Raw genomic sequence first — 16,974 nt, 5'->3', positions numbered from 1 at the left:
AATGGATTAGCATGATTGTGTAAAGGGAATGTAAAGAAGACAACTTCGTTAAAAAAATTCTGAAACGACAGTGCCAAACGCCAATGAAATAATCGATCCAATATGTACAAATATAGAAACAAATAACGCTTGGAAATCCAAGCGTTTCATAGCAAGATATTTAAACTAATACGACGTGGTTACTTACTCCACCACCAATATCCTGGCCGATGTTGTATTTACCACTCTGGATGACACCCAAGAACCAAGGCCCGCAGCCAATATACTTAGAAATGTAAAGCCTATAACGCCCCACCACTGGATAACGAGAGGGAAATCAACTATTCCATAATCAGAGACAATACTCTCCAGGAGCTTAGGTAACAAATACACCCCAGCCAATCCACCAAGTAGCGCTCCAATCGCAGACAGGATGATAATTCCTAGCGTTACAGATAATCTGATATGACTAGAAGTCATACCAATGGATTTATAAATGCCGTACGTTTTGCTTTCTTTCTTAATGTTAATGCGACAAGTGCTCAATATAATGATGAATGTAACCATGATGAACAACAAGCCCATAATACTAAATGGAATACTGAATACGGTTGTAGCTTCTTTGAATGTGGCGTCCAGTAACGTCTGTTGATTCAACGCTTTAAGGGAGTCTTTGTATTGATCATTAATCTCATCAACCATAAGATTGGCTTGCGTACCGTCGTGTACATTAATGAAACTCGTCTCCATCCCGTTATACTCTGGATTATACGACTTGACGACATCCACGGTAATTCTAGCTGAGTAGGACATATTTGCAATCGCCTGGTAGATTCCGGTTATGGTAAGGGTTTGTTTGTGCCTCTCTATATACACTTCTACCACATCGCCTATATCTTTACCTAGTGTCTTCGCCACGTTGACACCAATAGCGATTTCATTCTTATTATTGGGGTTAGTTCCTCTTATCGTCATATAGCCCATATCATCAAAACTTCCATTAGCAACTGCCATAGTGATACTCAACGACTCCGATATGCGATCGTTACGATCTTGCTTCTCATCCGAAGGAAAGACACCCACTACATCCCCCATCCAACTGATGTTCTTTACCCTTGGGTCTGACAGCATTTCCTTATCGAATGTAACACGATCAAAGGCAGAATCATTATATACCATAGCTAGAATATGAGATGAATCATACCCCCACTTAGGCGATGTCTGCCCAATCGAACTGATACTGCTCAACAGAAGAAAGCCGAACACAAGTACCGCGGATGTAATGGTAGCTAGTACCATCATTAAGATGGAGCCCTTCATATTATTCATAATATTTCGCAGTCCAATAACGAATGTGACAGGATACCGTTCAAATCCCATTCTGTTGGTTCCCATTGAATTCAATCGTCTTGTCATCTTGCTGCTATCCATTTCAGACATGCCATACCTGATCGCTTGCACGGGTTGAATAAAACGCGCTTTGCCCGCATACCCCCACGCACACAGTAAGACGAGTATCAATATTAGCAATCCTATACTAGTGACGATTGGCATCCATTGGATATCGATTGGGTTATTCTCCGTCTTCATATAAGAAAGTGAGCTCTCTATGATTATTCTCGACACAAATATACTAACGATTAGACCCGGTATGATCGAGATTGTTGATAGAAGACCATATTGAGCAACATATATGCCTATCATTTTCTTTGAGGTTAATCCCAATGATTTAATAACACCCATCGTTCTATAATTGGACAGTATCGCATCAGAAATGGTATATCCAATCGTGTATAGGGCAACTAACATCATAACGACTCCGAGAAAAATCATCACAAACCCAATCACTTTATTGAGAATAAGATAGAAAGCAGAGATCTCCTCAAACTCTATTTTTGATTCAAGAAAAGGGGTACCCAAATCTTCCTCAAACTTCTGCCAATACATCGAACTTTGACTGTAATCATCATATCTCAGCCCCATCATATACATATCTTTGCCCGGCATATTGTCTAACTGTTCCATATAATCTTGACTATTCATCCATATGCGTGCACCCGTTGAAAAGGGTCCACCTTCAGGAATATCAACCACTATGCCAGATACTCTCAATTCAAATTCACTATCACCCGTATTGAATCCAATCGTATCCCCTATCGAAATATCATGGGTATTTGCCGCCGAAGTTGGAATCCATATCGTTCCGCTCTCGGGTTGCAAGCTCTCAATACCTTGAGCAAAAATAAGCTTATCCACTGTAAAGGGTTGTTCCGGCGTATCCATCATCATTAAGAATAGCTCTGGAATCTCTTTACCCTGATGGGTAATACCTGCTAGAGTTCTATACGGCATCAACGCAGATGTAGTAACCCCTTCCTGCTTATCCCACCACTCTTTCACCCTATGCCGATCGTGTAGTTCGCCTCCCAGTTGTAATATTTGATGTGATCCCTTCGTTTCGTTATGAATATCTGTAAATACATTCTCTGTGTTCAGAATAACCGTGACCGAGGTTGCAAGTAGCAACGTGGATAACATGATAAGTAAAGTGATTAATCCGTTTTGTAATTTCTTTCTCCTTAAATTAGCCAGGCAAAGAGTCCACACAGCATACATAACGTCTATTCCCTCCCCGACACGTACGAGAAGATGATACTTTCTCTGTCGTGAATAGAATCCTCATCGTATTTGTCGAACTGAAGCACACCGCCAATAGTGCCATCTTTAATCAAAATTAATCGATCCGCTCTACATGCCGCTTTGATATCATGAGTCACCATTACGATAGACTGTCCTATATGATTCATCTTCGTGAGAATATCCAGAACCGCAACACCCTGATCATAATTCAAGCTTCCAGTCGGTTCATCCGCGAAAAGAACATCTGGAGAATTAACAAGAGCTCTAGCGATCGCTGCTCTTTGCTGCTGTCCACCTGAAGTCTGCGAAGGCAGACGGTTACACTGGCTTTCGATATCCATACCTTGCATCAGATCAACCGACTGCTTCTTCACTTCTGCCCTCGGATAACCGGCAACATAACCCGGCAAGGCAATATTCTCAAAGATCGTAAGGTCAGGCACCAGATTAATACTCTGATAAATATATCCGATCTTCCTCGCTCTAAAGTCTGCTAATTCCCGTTCGTTATATTTATTAATGTGTTGACCTTGAAATTGCACATCACCAGCGGTGACGCTATCCAGTCCACTCAGAAGGTATAGCAAAGTAGACTTGCCTGAACCCGAGTTCCCCATGATAACGGTAAAATCCCCTGCGTAGATATCTATATCTACATTACGTATGGCATGATATTGCTCACTTCCAGTTGAATAAGTCTTGCATAGATTGGTTCCCTTAATAATCACTTGCTTTGACATATTTAAGCCCTCTCCTTATTTCCGTATAAGATCATTGTAAGGGGCTAATCTTGTGAAATACTTATCAAGTTATTAATACAATATTACAGACACACAAAATATAAGGAAGATCACCGAAGAAACCACCCTTAATTAGCATAATGGAATAGCACAGAAGAATTCCGTTCCTTGACCCTTCACGCTTTTAAATGAGATCGTGCCCTTGTGCGCTTCAATAATATGTTTGCAAATCGAGAGTCCTAACCCTGCTCCTTCATTTCGATGTATGGATTGATATGAACTCACTCTTCCTTGGAAATAGCGTTCAAATATAAACGGCATCTCTTGAGGTAGAATTCCCTCTCCTGTATCGGATATGGTGAATGTTAACTGTTCGGGTTGAAGTTCGATGTGAATACGGATCGTATCGCCGGCCGATGTATGTTTCAATGCATTAGCAATCAGATTTGAAATAACCTGTTCCAATCGCGTCGCATCCACATGAATTAATACATTAGGAACATCCTCTTGCTTAGGTTCGGTAAATACAACCCCGGTAGTTCGAACATAATGTCCGATAGGTTTCAGAATGTTCAGAAGGATGTCTCGACTATATTGCTCTGTAAGAGTAACTGAAATTTGTCCCAATTCACTCAAGGCATGAACTAATAGATCTTCGATCAGTCTTGTCATTTGGTTCGCATTCGTCTGCATCACTTCCATATATTCCATAATAGAAGGAATATCCGGGCATACCCCAGCGTGAATAGCTTCAATGTAAGCTTTTATAGTGGTAAGCGGTGTCTTGATATCATGCGAAATGTTAGAGATCAATTCTTTCTGTGCTGTATCTTGTTCTGCTCTTTGGATGTTCAGAGACATGATCTCTATTCTCATCTGATCGAACATGGCATACACTTCACCAACTTCGTCCATTCTGCCATATGTGAATTGCGGTTCATAATTCCCTTTGAGGATCGCTTCGGAATAGTTCTTCAATTGATAGATAGGCTTGATGGCGTGATTCTTTATTTTGCGAAGGAGAATGAATAGTAGAATGATTAGGAAGATCCCACACAGAATAATGATTACGAATGGAATCCAAGACATTGAATGTGATTGCTCGTTCAGAACCATACTTTCAGGCATCGTAAAAATAGCATTCCCCACTTGAACTTGGGACACTTCATCAATTACAGGAAAGGTGATTTTGAACATATCCTTATCTACTCTTGAAGTATATAAATCATAATGAAGTGAGGTCCTCACATCGATATGTTGAATAGATTGTTCTAGGGGAACTGTAAACGCTACGTTACCATCTAATAGGGAATAGATAAGATTCACACCGCGATCTTCGATCATAGCTCGCATTGTCTTTTGCATATAGGGGTCCGTAGAAATATCCTTATGATGTTGTTCTAGATACTGCATGATATCACTCAGTTGGACGCGTACTTGATTGATTACAAATTTCGATTCAGACGCTTGATCACTCCCAAGGGGATTCACCCACGTATATGTCGTGCATCCTATTATCACAATCACACAAATCAAAGCATAAGATTGCCATCTATTCATCCAGTTACGTAAATACATATAAGGCTCCCATCTCACATTTCGTCCACATTCAATTTATACCCAACACCCCAGACCGTTCTAATATAGATTGGATGTGACGGATCGGCTTCCACTTTCTCTCTTAATCTTCGAATATACACAGTAATCGTGTTCTCATCTCCTAGAGAGTTATACCCCCAAATGGCGTCTAACAATTGGCTCTTGGTAAACACCTGATTAGGATTATTGGCTAAAAAATAAAGTAGTTCAAATTCTTTGGAAGACAACGATACTTCCTTATCGTCCACGGTCAATATGTACGCTTTCTTATCTATTCTGATATTTCCTATATGTATCGCATCACTGTCTAATTTCATATTTTTACTTACCATTCCCTCCATTCTTCGCAAATGAGCATTTATTCTTGCAACCAACTCACTTAATGAGAATGGTTTAGTCATGTAATCATCTGCACCAAATCCAAGGCCTAGCACTTTATCTGTGTCACTTCCACGCGCGCTTAGAATAAGTATAGGTGTTGTACTTTTATCTCGAATTTGACGACAAAGTTCAATACCATCCACATCTGGTAGCGTAAGATCCAAAATTATGAAATCCGGATTTGATGTATCAACACACCGCAGCCCGTCTGCGCCGTTGTTCGCTACCTCTACCTCGTACCCATGTATACTTATATAATCTCGTAATATACGAGCAATGTCTTGCTCATCTTCAATAATAAGAATCTTGCTTGGTCGATTCATAGGTTATGACCCCTCACTCTAATATTCAACAGACAACCTTAAGTCCAACGCAACGGTTCAGGTATCTTCGACTTTTTTTTAATCCCTCTTATTCTACTAGATTCTAAGATGTTTTTCTATTATTTGTGAATTATTAAAGTGGCTGTTATGATCGTTACCAATTCTATGATTCCCCTTTCATGAAAATATGAGATAATAGAAATAGTATGAATTTAAAGGAGAATATAATTATGACTGACCGCTTTAACCATTCCAATTACCTCATTCGCAAAAAAGTACTCAAAGTTTTCGGTGATGCCTTCCATATTTATGACGCTCAGGGCGGACTAGCCTTTTACGTTAAACAAAAGGCGTTTAAACTGAAGGAAGATATTAGAATATATAGTTCCGAGGACATGACTGAAGAAATTCTAGTTATAAAAGCACGATCAAGAATTGACTTCTCTGCTACATACGATGTCTACGATCCCCAAAGAAATGAGTCTGTTGGTAGCTTAAGAAGAAAGGGGATGAAGTCGATCCTCAAGGATGAATGGACCATTCTCGACACTCAGGAAGTTGAGGTCGGACTGATTACAGAAGATAATATGTTGTTAGCTATCATCCGTAGATTTCTATCCAATCTCGTACCACAGTCCTTCCGTGGTACAATGGGGCAATATAACGTGTTTACTTTCAACCAACGATTTAATCCTTTCATTCAGAAGATTGAGCTTGATTTCTCCATGGACCACAACCGTCTCCTCGATCGTAGACTCGGTATCGCCGCTAGCGTCTTGCTGAGTGCAATCGAAGGTAAACAACAATAATATACTAAACCGCCCAGATCATGAATTTATGACTGGGCGGTTATTTGATATGCTGATGTACGAAGATTCTGTTTTCTATACAGGCCTTTAATAACTGTATTTTTGATCTATTTTCATGCTTGGATACGAGTCTCTCCGAAAGCAGACGAAAAGCGAGGTATCTGGGATCAATAGCAGATGTCCTCTTTAGTGAAAATATTACCATTTACAAATGCCCCCTCATTTTCCTACGAAAATTAAGCGGAGAAGTCCCTTCTTTATTCGAAAAGCAGAAAGTGAAGTACGAGCCATGTTGAAACCCTACCTCCTCTGCTATACGCGAGACCGACCATTCAGTTTGTATTAACAGTTTCTTCGCTTGCTCAAGTCTGTAAAATAATAAGTAATCCATCGGAGTCATCCCATACACCTTAAACATGCATCTTGCCATATAGTTCGGATGATAATTCAGTTTGCTCTGCAAGATCGAATTGTTAACTTTGTTCGTGTAGTTCTGCCTAATGAACAACTCGACCTTCTCTGCTAAATTAAATGCAGTTCCGTCAGATGTCGAAGCAATCTCCCGGTCAAGATACTGGATAAAGAGCTGGAATACCGATTGCCTCTTCCAGTTTCGAAGAGACCTCGGCTCATCTTCCAATTGAAAAAACTGACCCAATATATCCATCGCCTTAGGCTTAAGCTTCGTATGCTTTGGGATAAACACCGAGCATACTTCACTATGGTTCAAATAGGCCGTTTGCTTATGAGTGGCGAACAACGCAGATTGATTATCCAAGCATTTGCCCATGTTACTACATTCATCCCAAGCACCAAAGGTATGGAAATGAATCCAAATAATTTCCGTGTCCGTAAGGCAGGCCTCCGTACCATAATGATTGGCATCAGGCCTAAGAATGAAAGCTTCACCCTCCTGAATTTCCCACTCATTTTCCCCTTCTCCCAACCTTAACATCCCCTGAGTAACAACGACCAAATCAAATACACCGATGTTACTACGACTGACGTGACGTTCACCCGCACGATAAAAAGCGCGGCCGCAATCTATGAAGTAAGGGATAGGTGGAGAAATGAAATGCAAGATCGGTGAGCTCATTTTCGTTACCTCCAGTTGGTTGTAATTTTTAAAAATATAGTTGCAATTTATTATATAAATAACATAGTAATGCATGTAATATGAAATTAATAGCGCTTTCATAAAAGTTTGGATTTATAAATCAAAGGAGACTATTTGATGAGAAACTTATCCATATCCACACCCGTTCCATTTAAGGTTGTTACGATCCAGGATGACTTTTGGTCTCCTTATATTTCATTGATCCGAGACGTTGTCGTTCCTTATCAATGGGAGGCGCTTAATGACCGTGTAGAAGGATCTGAGCCCAGTCATGCCATACAGAACTTCAAAATTGCAGCTGGATTGGAAAAGGGCGATTTCCACGGCATGGTATTCCAAGATAGTGATGTTGCTAAGTGGTTGGAAGCTGTCGGTTATTTACTCGCGCTCGCGCCAGATCCTGAATTGGAAAAGATCGCTGACGAAATGATTGATCTCATTGCCAAGGCCCAACATTCAGATGGATATTTGAATACGTACTTCACTCTTAAGGAGCCGGAAGGACGATGGAAGAATCTAGCGGAATGCCATGAATTATATTGCGCCGGGCATCTTATTGAAGCTGCAGTTGCATATTACAATGCAACTGGGAAAATCAAGATACTGGACATTGCGTGCCGCTTAGCAGACTGTATCCATGAGACATTCGGTGTTGGAGAAGGGAAAATCAAGGGCTACGATGGCCATCAAGAAATCGAGCTTGCATTAGTCAAACTCTATCATGCAACAGACAATGATCAATATCTGCAGCTAGCCAAGTTCTTCTTAGACGAACGAGGGCAGAGCCCACATTTCTATGATGTGGAATACGTAAATCGAAACGGTCAAACGCATTTCCCTTTGCTACGTATGGCTTTGGATAAATCGTATAGCCAATCTCACCTGCCAATCAGAATGCAAGAGACAGCCGAAGGGCATGCGGTGCGACTTGTCTACATGTGTACGGGGATGGCTGATGTTGCGGCCGAAACTTGCGATGAACAATTATTGGCTGCCTGTCGAACACTGTGGAGGAATATCGTCTCCAAGCGAATGTACATCACGGGAGCGATAGGATCAATGGCGTATGGTGAAGCATTCTCACTTGACTATGATCTACCTAGTGATACCGCATATGCGGAAACCTGTGCATCCATCGGATTAATCTTCTTTGCCCACCGTATGCTGCAAATCGAAGCAAAGAGTGAGTATGCGGATGTACTGGAACGAGCTTTGTACAACACGGTTATTGCCGGTATGTCCCAGGATGGGACTCATTTCTTCTATGTTAATCCACTGGAGGTATGGCCTGACGCAAGTGGTAAGAATAGAAACTTCGACCATGTTAAACATCAAAGACAGCGATGGTTCGGTTGTGCGTGCTGTCCACCTAACATTTCTAGGCTGTTGGCTTCACTTGGATCCTACATCTACTCAGTCAGGGAGGAGACGTTGTATACCCACTTATATATTGGAAGTCAAATAGAGCTTGAGTTCTCCGACCAGAAGGTTCAGGTCATTCAGCATTCCGAACTTCCATGGGAGGGTAATGTTCGCTTCGAGTTCAGAATGGATCAAGCCTTTCGGTTTACATTTGCGATGAGATTACCTAGTTGGTGTGAGAGTGCTGATATTCTAATCAATGGTATCCCCTATCCGATCAATGAAGATTCATTGCTAGATGGCTATATTCACATCGATCGCCAATGGGATCCTAAAGATATCATTCATCTTGTACTACCTATGAAGATTAACCATATGAAGGGTAACCCCCTTATCCGTGAGACAGTCGGAAAAGTGGCACTGCAACGAGGACCGTTAGTGTACTGCATGGAGGAAGCTGACAATGGAAGCCATCTGCATCAATTGATTATCGCGTCAGATAGCAATAACCATTCTTACTACCTCCCTAAGCTTCTCCATGGACTCCAAATAATAGAGGTACCAGCCTTCCGCATTCGAGAACATAGCTGGGGGGATCAGCTATACCTTGCACACGTTGAAGATCAGCTAGAACAGACGACAGCCTATTTCATCCCCTACTTCGCTTGGGCCAATAGAGGCATTGGTGAAATGCAAGTATGGGTGCGAGAACAACGGTTTTAATCTGAAGAGGTGCAATCATAGATGTTTCTTACTCAAATCAGGAAGGGGGTATGAAGTAATTTATCGCAGAAGTGAACAATTTTTCTGAAAAGCGACGAATTATATATGATGGAGGGGTTAATTTGAAATTAGTTAAAAAAGGCTTAGCAATGAGCGTTGCAATGATCATGATGTTCGCATTAATCGTTGGCTGCAGTTCGAATAACAATAACGGTAGTGCGCCTTCCCCTAGTAACAAAACTTCCGATTCAAAGAAATCTGACGAAATTGTAACTCTGAAGTACTTAGACTGGGCTCCAGATGAAGAAAGAAAGTCTCAACAGAAAAGCTTCGATGCATTCATAGAAGCGCATCCCAATATTAAAATTGATTATCAAAGCGTTCCTGAGGATGAGTTCCCTTCGAAGTTGACCGCCATGGCTGCTTCGAAAACGCTACCTGATATTAGTGCAATGAATGAAGCACAAGCTCTTAGATGGGCAGAATCAGGTATATTGATGGATATGTCTCAATATTATAAGGACGGTACCATTTCGCCGAAAATGGAAAGTAATAAATTCGTCTCTCCAGACGGCAAGCTACTTGGGTACAGCGTTGCCAATGAAATCATCATCCTTCATTATAACAAGCAGTTATTCGACGACGCTGGCATTCCTTATCCTCCTGCCGAAACAGAGAAGGCATGGACATGGGATCAAATGTTGGAGGTTGCTCGCATGCTAACGGTAGATAAGAATGGTAAACACCCAAATGAAGCTGGTTTTGATAAAGGTAACATTGTGCAATTTGGCATCGATGTTAATCATGCTGCGGATTTCTTCTGGACTCCTTTTGCAATTAGTAATGGCGGTGGAGAAGTAAGCCAAGATGGTAAGGAACTACTGATCAACAAACCAGAGACGATCGAAGCCATTCAGAAGGTAGCGGATTTATCCTTGAAAGAGTTTGTCTCTCCAACTCCGGCACAAGCGCAAGGTCTGCCGGGTGACGTTGGTCAGAAATTAGCCTCTGGTAAGATCGCCATGGCTACTTCTGGTCAATGGGAGCTCGTCAACATCGGTCCCCAAGTTGAGAAAGGCTTGAGAAACGGTGTCGGTGTGTTGCCAATCTTCAAAAAACCAGCTACAACAAATACTGGATTACCCCTTGTTATCTACAATACAGCGAAGCATCCAGATGAAGCCATCATGCTCTACAAATGGTTAATGGATCCGAACCAAAACCAAGCTAACTTTGATAGTGGTGTGTGGATGCCGACGGAGCTAAGCTGGTACACAGATCCCGATTTAATCGCGAAATGGACAGCGACTCCGGTACATCCACCAGAATATAAAACCGCTGTTATCGATTATGCACTGAAAGCAACGTATCCAACGCCATGGTTCTTCCTACCAACCTATAGCCGACTCGGTGAAGTGTTGAATCCAGGACTTGATCCGGTATGGCTCGGAGAGAAAACAGCACAAGAAGCTATTGATGCGATCTATCCAAGGATGAAAGAAATCTTTGACAGTGGCACAGCGAATCCATAAGTATTCGGTTAACGGAGGCTGCGATCAGAAGCAGCCTCTCCATGCATTCCAACAATAAGGAGGCATAGTGGATGCCCAGACTCAAGCGACATACTAGCTACAAAAGCCATAAACGGAGGAGGATATGGGCTGGATATCTTTTTATCCTCCCCGCTATTTTAGGCATTATTATTTTCACCTTGGCTCCACTGCTATACAGTCTTTATTTGAGCTTTACGAATTGGACTGTTTTGGCACCGAAAAAGTGGATTGGTTTCGAAAACTATCAAAAGATATTTATGGAGGACTATTTTTTCGTTAAATCGTTGAAGGTAACTGCCTACTATTCTATTGGAAGCGTAGTAGCCATCATAGTGTTCAGCTTCATCATCGCGATGTTGCTCAATTCTGTCAAACGAGGAAAGGCCTTTTTCAGAGCCGCTTTCTATTTGCCAACGGTCATCCCAATGCTTGCTGGTGCCATCTGTTGGATTTGGATGTTTAACGTAGATTTCGGCATCATTAACTACGCTCTCGGATTTTTGGGTATTGATAAGCAATATTGGGTCGGATCACCTGATTCAGTCATTCCTTCATTGATTATCATCGCAGTATGGGGAGCAGGCAATGTGATCATCATCTTCATGGCCGGCATGCAGGATGTTCCCCGACAGCTTCTTGAGGCGGTAGAAATCGATGGTGGTGGGTGGTGGGGGAAGCTGCGTTCGGTTACCATTCCGCTGATTTCACCCGTCATCTTCTATAATGTTATCTTAGTATTCATCAACTCGTTAACAGCATTCACACAGACGTATGTCCTTGGTCGCAACGGCGGAGGACCCAACGATTCCGCCCTATTCTATTCGTTCCTAATCTATCGAGAAGCTTTTAAATATCAGAATATGGGATATGCATGTGCACTCGCTATGGTGCTCTTCGTTATCGTAGGATTCTTCACTTACCTGCTATTTAAACTCTCTTCTAAATGGGTGCATTATGAGGGAGGGGGCAACAGATGAATTACCGTGTACGAGGTCAGATTACTACTTATTTTTTCTTGGGAATTCTTACGTTCCTCTTTCTATTCCCGCTTTACTGGATTTTCCGTTCTTCGCTACTGGATTTAGGAGAGATTATGGAATACCCTCCCATTCTGTTACCAACAGTTTTTAGGTGGGAGAATTATAACGAGGTATTGAATCGGGTCGATTTTCTCATGTATATAGGTAATACGTTTATCATTATCGTTCCGGTGTTAATCGGAGTCGGTCTTACGAGTAGTCTGGCTGCTTTCGGGTTCGCGCGAATCGATTTCCCTCTCAGGAATTTCTGGTTCTCTCTAGTTATCATGACGATATTAATGCCGAGTATTGTTACTTTAGTACCAACTTACATCGGTTGGTCCAAGCTAGGGTTAACAACCACTTTTCTACCGCTCATTCTTCCAGCTTTCTTCGGTGGTGGTGCGTTTAACATCTTTCTCCTCAGGCAGTTCTTATTGACAGTCCCCCGTGACTTGGATGAGTCAGCCGTTATGGATGGTGCGGGATTCTTCACAATATACTCCCGAATTATCCTACCACTGGTCAAGCCAGCTCTGGTCGCCGTCTTACTGTTCACTTTCGTTGGGGTATGGAATGACTTCTTGAACCAGCTCGTCTATTTGAACGATCAGAATATGTATACGGTAGCACTCGGGTTATCAACGCTACGTAGTAGCCTTACATCTCCGATGCACCTGATTATGGCTGGAACAATGATTATGGTTATTCCTGCTACGATCATTTTTCTCGTCGGACAACGATACTTTACTGAAGGCATCGCGACAACAGGTATTAAAGGTTAAGGCTTCTATAAGCGACACTCTATGTAATGCCACTCTATCCGCGCGGACTAATTCCTCGGGACTTGCTCCCAAGGCTTCGACCAACCAAACATAAAAACACGCCACATGTGGCGTGTTTTTATGTTTGGTCAATCCTAGGCGATCCGAACCCCTGACCTCATCGCTGGCAGCGATGCGCTCTCCCACGTTAGTTACACCCCCAAAAAATTATTCGTATAGAACAAAATGAACCTAAAGTATGAGTTCCATGTGTCCCTTTTATCATTCATTCATTCATTCGTTCTGACCTTCCCTCAAAAAAGTAGACAGTAATAAAACTTCAGTTACAGCCTGTATAAATCGCTCGAATCGTATCCAGTAGCTTTTGATTATTTCCACAATCATGTTTAAATTTACATTTGTATAAAAAGATTAAATTTGTTAGAATAACTGACGAACGTTCGTTAATAATAGAGGTGATTCGATTGAAACGTAAAGAGATTAAAGACGTCGCTTTAAAATTTTTCACAATTCATGGGTATGAGGGAGCATCTCTGTCTCAAATTGCCGAGCAAGTCGGTATGAGAAAACAGTCTCTCTATGCTCATTTCAAAGGGAAAGATGATCTATTTCTACAAGTTTTACATGATGCTAAAGAGGCAGAGATCTCATCGATACTACATTATTTGAGTAAAGTGGATACCCTTAATCCCAAAGCAGATTTATTAGGATATCTGCAATTGGTCATTGATTTGTTTCAACAGAGCGAACAGTTAAAATTTTGGCTACGTATGTCTTTTTTTCCACCTCTCCATCTTGCAATAGCGATTAGTGAGGAAGTAATCGACACGGAAGAAAAGATTCAAACCGTACTAGAAAGCAAATTTCAAGAATGGATCGATGCCAAAGCCATCATGGAAGATACAGCCTCCGTACCTACTCTTGCCTTCTTAGGTATAGTTGATTCGATCATGCTAGAGCTTGCTTATGGAAATAATGAACAACGTTTAAACGATAAACTAAATGCCTCATGGACCGTGTTTTGGAGAGGTATTACACAGCAATAATTTTGCAGAGAGAGGTATTTCTTCATGAAGAAACCATTGAAAGAACAAAAAACAGTTTTACTCATTCTATTAAGTAATATATTCATTGTTTTTCTAGGAGTCGGACTTATCGTCCCTGTGATGCCATCCTTTATGAATATGATGCATTTATCAGGCCAATCGATGGGGTATCTTATGGCGGCCTTTGCGTTCGCACAATTACTTATGTCCCCCCTCGCAGGACGATGGATTGACACTTATGGTAGAAAGAAAATGATCATAATCGGCTTATTCCTCTTCAGTATATCGGAGATCATCTTTGGTTTAGGTACACATATATCCGTTCTTTATTTTTCCAGAATTCTAGGAGGCATTAGTGGTGCATTTATTATGCCAGCCGTAACTGCCTTTGTTGCAGATATTACCTCAGTAGAGGAAAGACCGAAAGCGATGGGCTATATTTCTGCCGCCATTAGTACCGGTTTTATTATTGGACCAGGTATTGGAGGCTTTATTGCTGAGCTAGGTGTGCGTGCCCCATTCTACTTTGCTGCTGGCTTCGCATTAATAACATGTATTTCATCGTTATTTATTCTAAAAGAGCCACTATCCAAACAGCAGCTTTTGGAAATCAGTCGGCTTAAAAAAGAGACAAACTTGGTAAGTGATCTCAAACGATCACTTCAGCCACTATACATTATTGCCTTTATTATTGTGTTTGTACTGGCCTTTGGTTTATCAGCATATGAAACTGTATTTAGTCTGTATTCTGATCATAAATTTGGATTCACTCCACAAGATATTGCTACCATTATTACAATAAGCGCAATCTTCGGGGTTATCGTTCAGGTCTTTATGTTTGGTAAAATGGTAGATAAACTCGGTGAAAAGAAACTCATCCAGATATGCTTAATTGCTGGCGTAGTATTAGCGGTAGCATCCACCATGGTCTCTAGCTATTTAACCATTTTGCTAATAACTTGCTTCATCTTTCTCGCATTTGACTTGCTACGCCCAGCATTAACGACCTATTTATCAAGAACTGCCGAAAAAGAACAAGGATTTATCGCTGGAATGAACTCAACATATACAAGTTTGGGCAATATCGTCGGGCCCGCATTAGCCGGTATATTATTTGATGTAAACATCAACTATCCGTATCTCTTTGCTGCTGTCATTATGTTTATTGGTCTTGTAATTACAATGATGTGGAAAGAACAACAATCAGCTAGTATCTTGGCACAATAAGTTGAGGAATCACCTGCTAAGGCTGTCGAGAAATTCTCGGCAGCCTTCTTTGTACCCTAACATCGCTGAAATTTCTTTTACCGAGTACCCCTCGAAATAGTAAAGTTATAAAACGGTATATTTTATTAGTTATATATCATGAGATCCATTAAAAATGAACAGGGAGATGCTAATGACACAATACAACCCAAATCCATTTCTGAATATAGGCATAGCCAGTCTAAAGTTTGCTCGAGAGTATAGTGTTCTTTTTAATGACTTAATCATGAATAACCATACTTATTTGAATGATGTTCAACCCCAAGTGGGTAACATTCTGGATCAAATGAGACTTGATCCTGAAATGCATGACTTTACAGACGAGGATCTCATGGGAATTCTGTTGAAAATGCAAATATTCCAAATGGGTTTATCCGTAATGGACGTCAATGGATTGCTTCCAGAAGTATTTGATGAGGAGAAGTTAATTGCGATGATGGAACGCACGGGCAAAGATATCATTGCTGGTGCCCGCTCCCTCAAGATCCAAAGATTGGATTAATATCATTCAATATGGGAGTGATGCTTAAATGGAGAAGGACAACGCACAATCCTTAATTGCAAACCTTTTTAGGAATACAGTCCACAAAGACCCTAAAATATATAATGCTTATATGTTAGTTCATTCTGATAAGCTCGGTATTCACATGAATATAGCAGAAGGTTCAACGGGTAGTCTGGCCGCAAATGCACAACAGCCCTTTTTCATCGCCAGCATTGGTAAGCTATTTACAGCGGTCCTCATTGGTCTTTTAGTGGAAAAGAAACTGATATCCTATGAAGATACCCTCTCCTCCTATTTCGACCAAGACCTATTGCGGAATCTACATATATTCAAAGGAAAAGATTATACACATGATATCCAAATAAAGCACTTATTGAATCACACCTCAGGTCTAAATTGTTTTCTAGAAGATAAGCCTAAACAAGGTAAATCTATGCTCGATATGCTGTTTGATGATCCCTCTCGTTTCTGGACACCGCAAGAAGCCATTCAATGGTCTAAAGAGCATCTGCAATCACATTTCCCACCAGGTAAAGGATTTCATTATTCAGATACAGGCTATAATCTATTAGGATTAATCATTGAGCAAATAACTTCAAAATCCTTGCACGATGTCCTTCGTCATGTCATTTTTGAACCGCTTGAGATGAACCATTCATATTTAATTCTCCGTTCTGAACCTACAATACCAAGCGAATTCCCTATGGCTCATTTATATGGACGAAATATCAATATGACAGACTACCAAAGTCTTAGTATTAGTTATGCCGGAGGTGGTATTGTGTCCACAAATGAGGATTTACTTAAATTCATGAAAGCACTAGTACATGATGAAATTGTTAAAGAAGACACTCTTGCAAATATGAAGAAGGATTGGGCGAAATTCTTCATAGGTATTGATTATGGTTATGGAATAATGAATTTCAAAACCATCCCCTTATTCATGCCACAGAAATATAATATGTGGGGAAATGCCGGATCAACAGGAACGTTTCTGTTTTACCATCCGGACATGGATACATATCTAATAGGAAGTTTAAATCACTTTCGTTACAATAGAAAAGGAATACGGTTGATGCTTCAAATCATTGATAAGCTCTCAAAATGTGATTAAAGGAGACTCTAAT

The 16,974-nt window shown here is 40.9% G+C and carries 14 protein-coding genes and 1 pseudogene; 9 read left to right on the top strand and 6 right to left on the bottom strand.

Features of this window, described 5'->3' with window-relative positions; translation table 11 throughout:
• Positions 1 to 183: 183 nt before the first annotated feature.
• From ACP8HI_RS03260 to ACP8HI_RS03245, 4 genes are all read right to left on the bottom strand, one after another.
• Positions 184 to 2,595 carry an ABC transporter permease gene (locus tag ACP8HI_RS03260; protein ID WP_438349709.1) on the bottom strand — a complete coding sequence of 804 codons (2,412 nt, stop codon included), beginning with the start codon at positions 2,593 to 2,595 and terminating at the stop codon, positions 184 to 186.
• Positions 2,596 to 2,600: 5 nt separating this feature from the next.
• Entirely contained in the window at positions 2,601 to 3,359 is a 759-nt protein-coding gene (locus ACP8HI_RS03255; RefSeq protein ID WP_438349708.1) for an ABC transporter ATP-binding protein, read from the bottom strand.
• A 132-nt stretch (positions 3,360 to 3,491) separates the two neighbouring features.
• Positions 3,492 to 4,919 carry a sensor histidine kinase gene (locus tag ACP8HI_RS03250; protein WP_438349707.1) on the bottom strand — a complete coding sequence of 476 codons (1,428 nt, stop codon included), beginning with the start codon at positions 4,917 to 4,919 and terminating at the stop codon, positions 3,492 to 3,494.
• 32 nt (positions 4,920 to 4,951) lie between these two features.
• Positions 4,952 to 5,662 carry a response regulator transcription factor gene (locus ACP8HI_RS03245; protein ID WP_438349706.1) on the bottom strand — a complete coding sequence of 237 codons (711 nt, stop codon included), beginning with the start codon at positions 5,660 to 5,662 and terminating at the stop codon, positions 4,952 to 4,954.
• 230 nt (positions 5,663 to 5,892) lie between these two features.
• On the opposite strand from ACP8HI_RS03245, the gene ACP8HI_RS03240 reads away from it, so the two are divergent.
• Positions 5,893 to 6,471 (top strand): LURP-one-related family protein, encoded by a 579-nt coding sequence (locus ACP8HI_RS03240; RefSeq protein ID WP_438349705.1) that lies wholly within the window; start codon positions 5,893 to 5,895, stop codon positions 6,469 to 6,471.
• A 205-nt stretch (positions 6,472 to 6,676) separates the two neighbouring features.
• Here the strand turns inward: ACP8HI_RS03240 and ACP8HI_RS03235 are convergent, their stop codons facing one another.
• Complete coding sequence (locus tag ACP8HI_RS03235; protein ID WP_438349704.1) at positions 6,677 to 7,567, bottom strand: helix-turn-helix domain-containing protein; 891 nt, start codon at positions 7,565 to 7,567, stop codon at positions 6,677 to 6,679.
• Between the two features lie 138 nt (positions 7,568 to 7,705).
• On the opposite strand from ACP8HI_RS03235, the gene ACP8HI_RS03230 reads away from it, so the two are divergent.
• From ACP8HI_RS03230 to ACP8HI_RS03205, 6 genes are all read left to right on the top strand, one after another.
• Positions 7,706 to 9,673 (top strand): glycoside hydrolase family 127 protein, encoded by a 1,968-nt coding sequence (locus ACP8HI_RS03230; protein ID WP_438349703.1) that lies wholly within the window; start codon positions 7,706 to 7,708, stop codon positions 9,671 to 9,673.
• A 122-nt stretch (positions 9,674 to 9,795) separates the two neighbouring features.
• Entirely contained in the window at positions 9,796 to 11,205 is a 1,410-nt protein-coding gene (locus ACP8HI_RS03225; RefSeq protein ID WP_438349702.1) for an ABC transporter substrate-binding protein, read from the top strand.
• Positions 11,206 to 11,276: 71 nt separating this feature from the next.
• On the top strand, positions 11,277 to 12,203 hold the full coding sequence (locus ACP8HI_RS03220) for a carbohydrate ABC transporter permease (protein WP_438349701.1): 927 nt from the start codon (positions 11,277 to 11,279) through the stop codon (positions 12,201 to 12,203).
• Complete coding sequence (locus ACP8HI_RS03215) at positions 12,200 to 13,030, top strand: carbohydrate ABC transporter permease (RefSeq protein ID WP_438349700.1); 831 nt, start codon at positions 12,200 to 12,202, stop codon at positions 13,028 to 13,030. The genes ACP8HI_RS03220 and ACP8HI_RS03215 overlap by 4 nt, the downstream gene beginning before the upstream one ends.
• A 464-nt stretch (positions 13,031 to 13,494) precedes the next feature.
• Positions 13,495 to 14,076, top strand: coding sequence for a TetR/AcrR family transcriptional regulator (locus ACP8HI_RS03210; protein ID WP_438349699.1), 582 nt, complete (start codon positions 13,495 to 13,497; stop codon positions 14,074 to 14,076).
• A 24-nt stretch (positions 14,077 to 14,100) separates the two neighbouring features.
• Entirely contained in the window at positions 14,101 to 15,303 is a 1,203-nt protein-coding gene (locus ACP8HI_RS03205) for an MFS transporter (RefSeq protein ID WP_438349698.1), read from the top strand.
• A gap of 9 nt (positions 15,304 to 15,312) precedes the next feature.
• Here the strand turns inward: ACP8HI_RS03205 and ACP8HI_RS03200 are convergent.
• Positions 15,313 to 15,405 (bottom strand): annotated as a pseudogene (locus ACP8HI_RS03200) (terminase gpP N-terminus-related DNA-binding protein); the annotation flags it as partial.
• 70 nt (positions 15,406 to 15,475) lie between these two features.
• On the opposite strand from ACP8HI_RS03200, the gene ACP8HI_RS03195 reads away from it, so the two are divergent.
• On the top strand, positions 15,476 to 15,844 hold the full coding sequence (locus ACP8HI_RS03195; RefSeq protein ID WP_438349697.1) for a hypothetical protein: 369 nt from the start codon (positions 15,476 to 15,478) through the stop codon (positions 15,842 to 15,844).
• 28 nt (positions 15,845 to 15,872) lie between these two features.
• Entirely contained in the window at positions 15,873 to 16,961 is a 1,089-nt protein-coding gene (locus tag ACP8HI_RS03190; RefSeq protein ID WP_438349696.1) for a serine hydrolase domain-containing protein, read from the top strand.
• The last annotated feature ends 13 nt before the right edge of the window (positions 16,962 to 16,974 follow it).

The sequence above is a fragment of the Paenibacillus sp. FA6 genome (assembly GCF_051550225.1).
Lineage (GTDB): Bacteria > Bacillota > Bacilli > Paenibacillales > Paenibacillaceae > Paenibacillus_AQ.
This window is presented reverse-complemented; position numbering and strand designations above follow the sequence as displayed.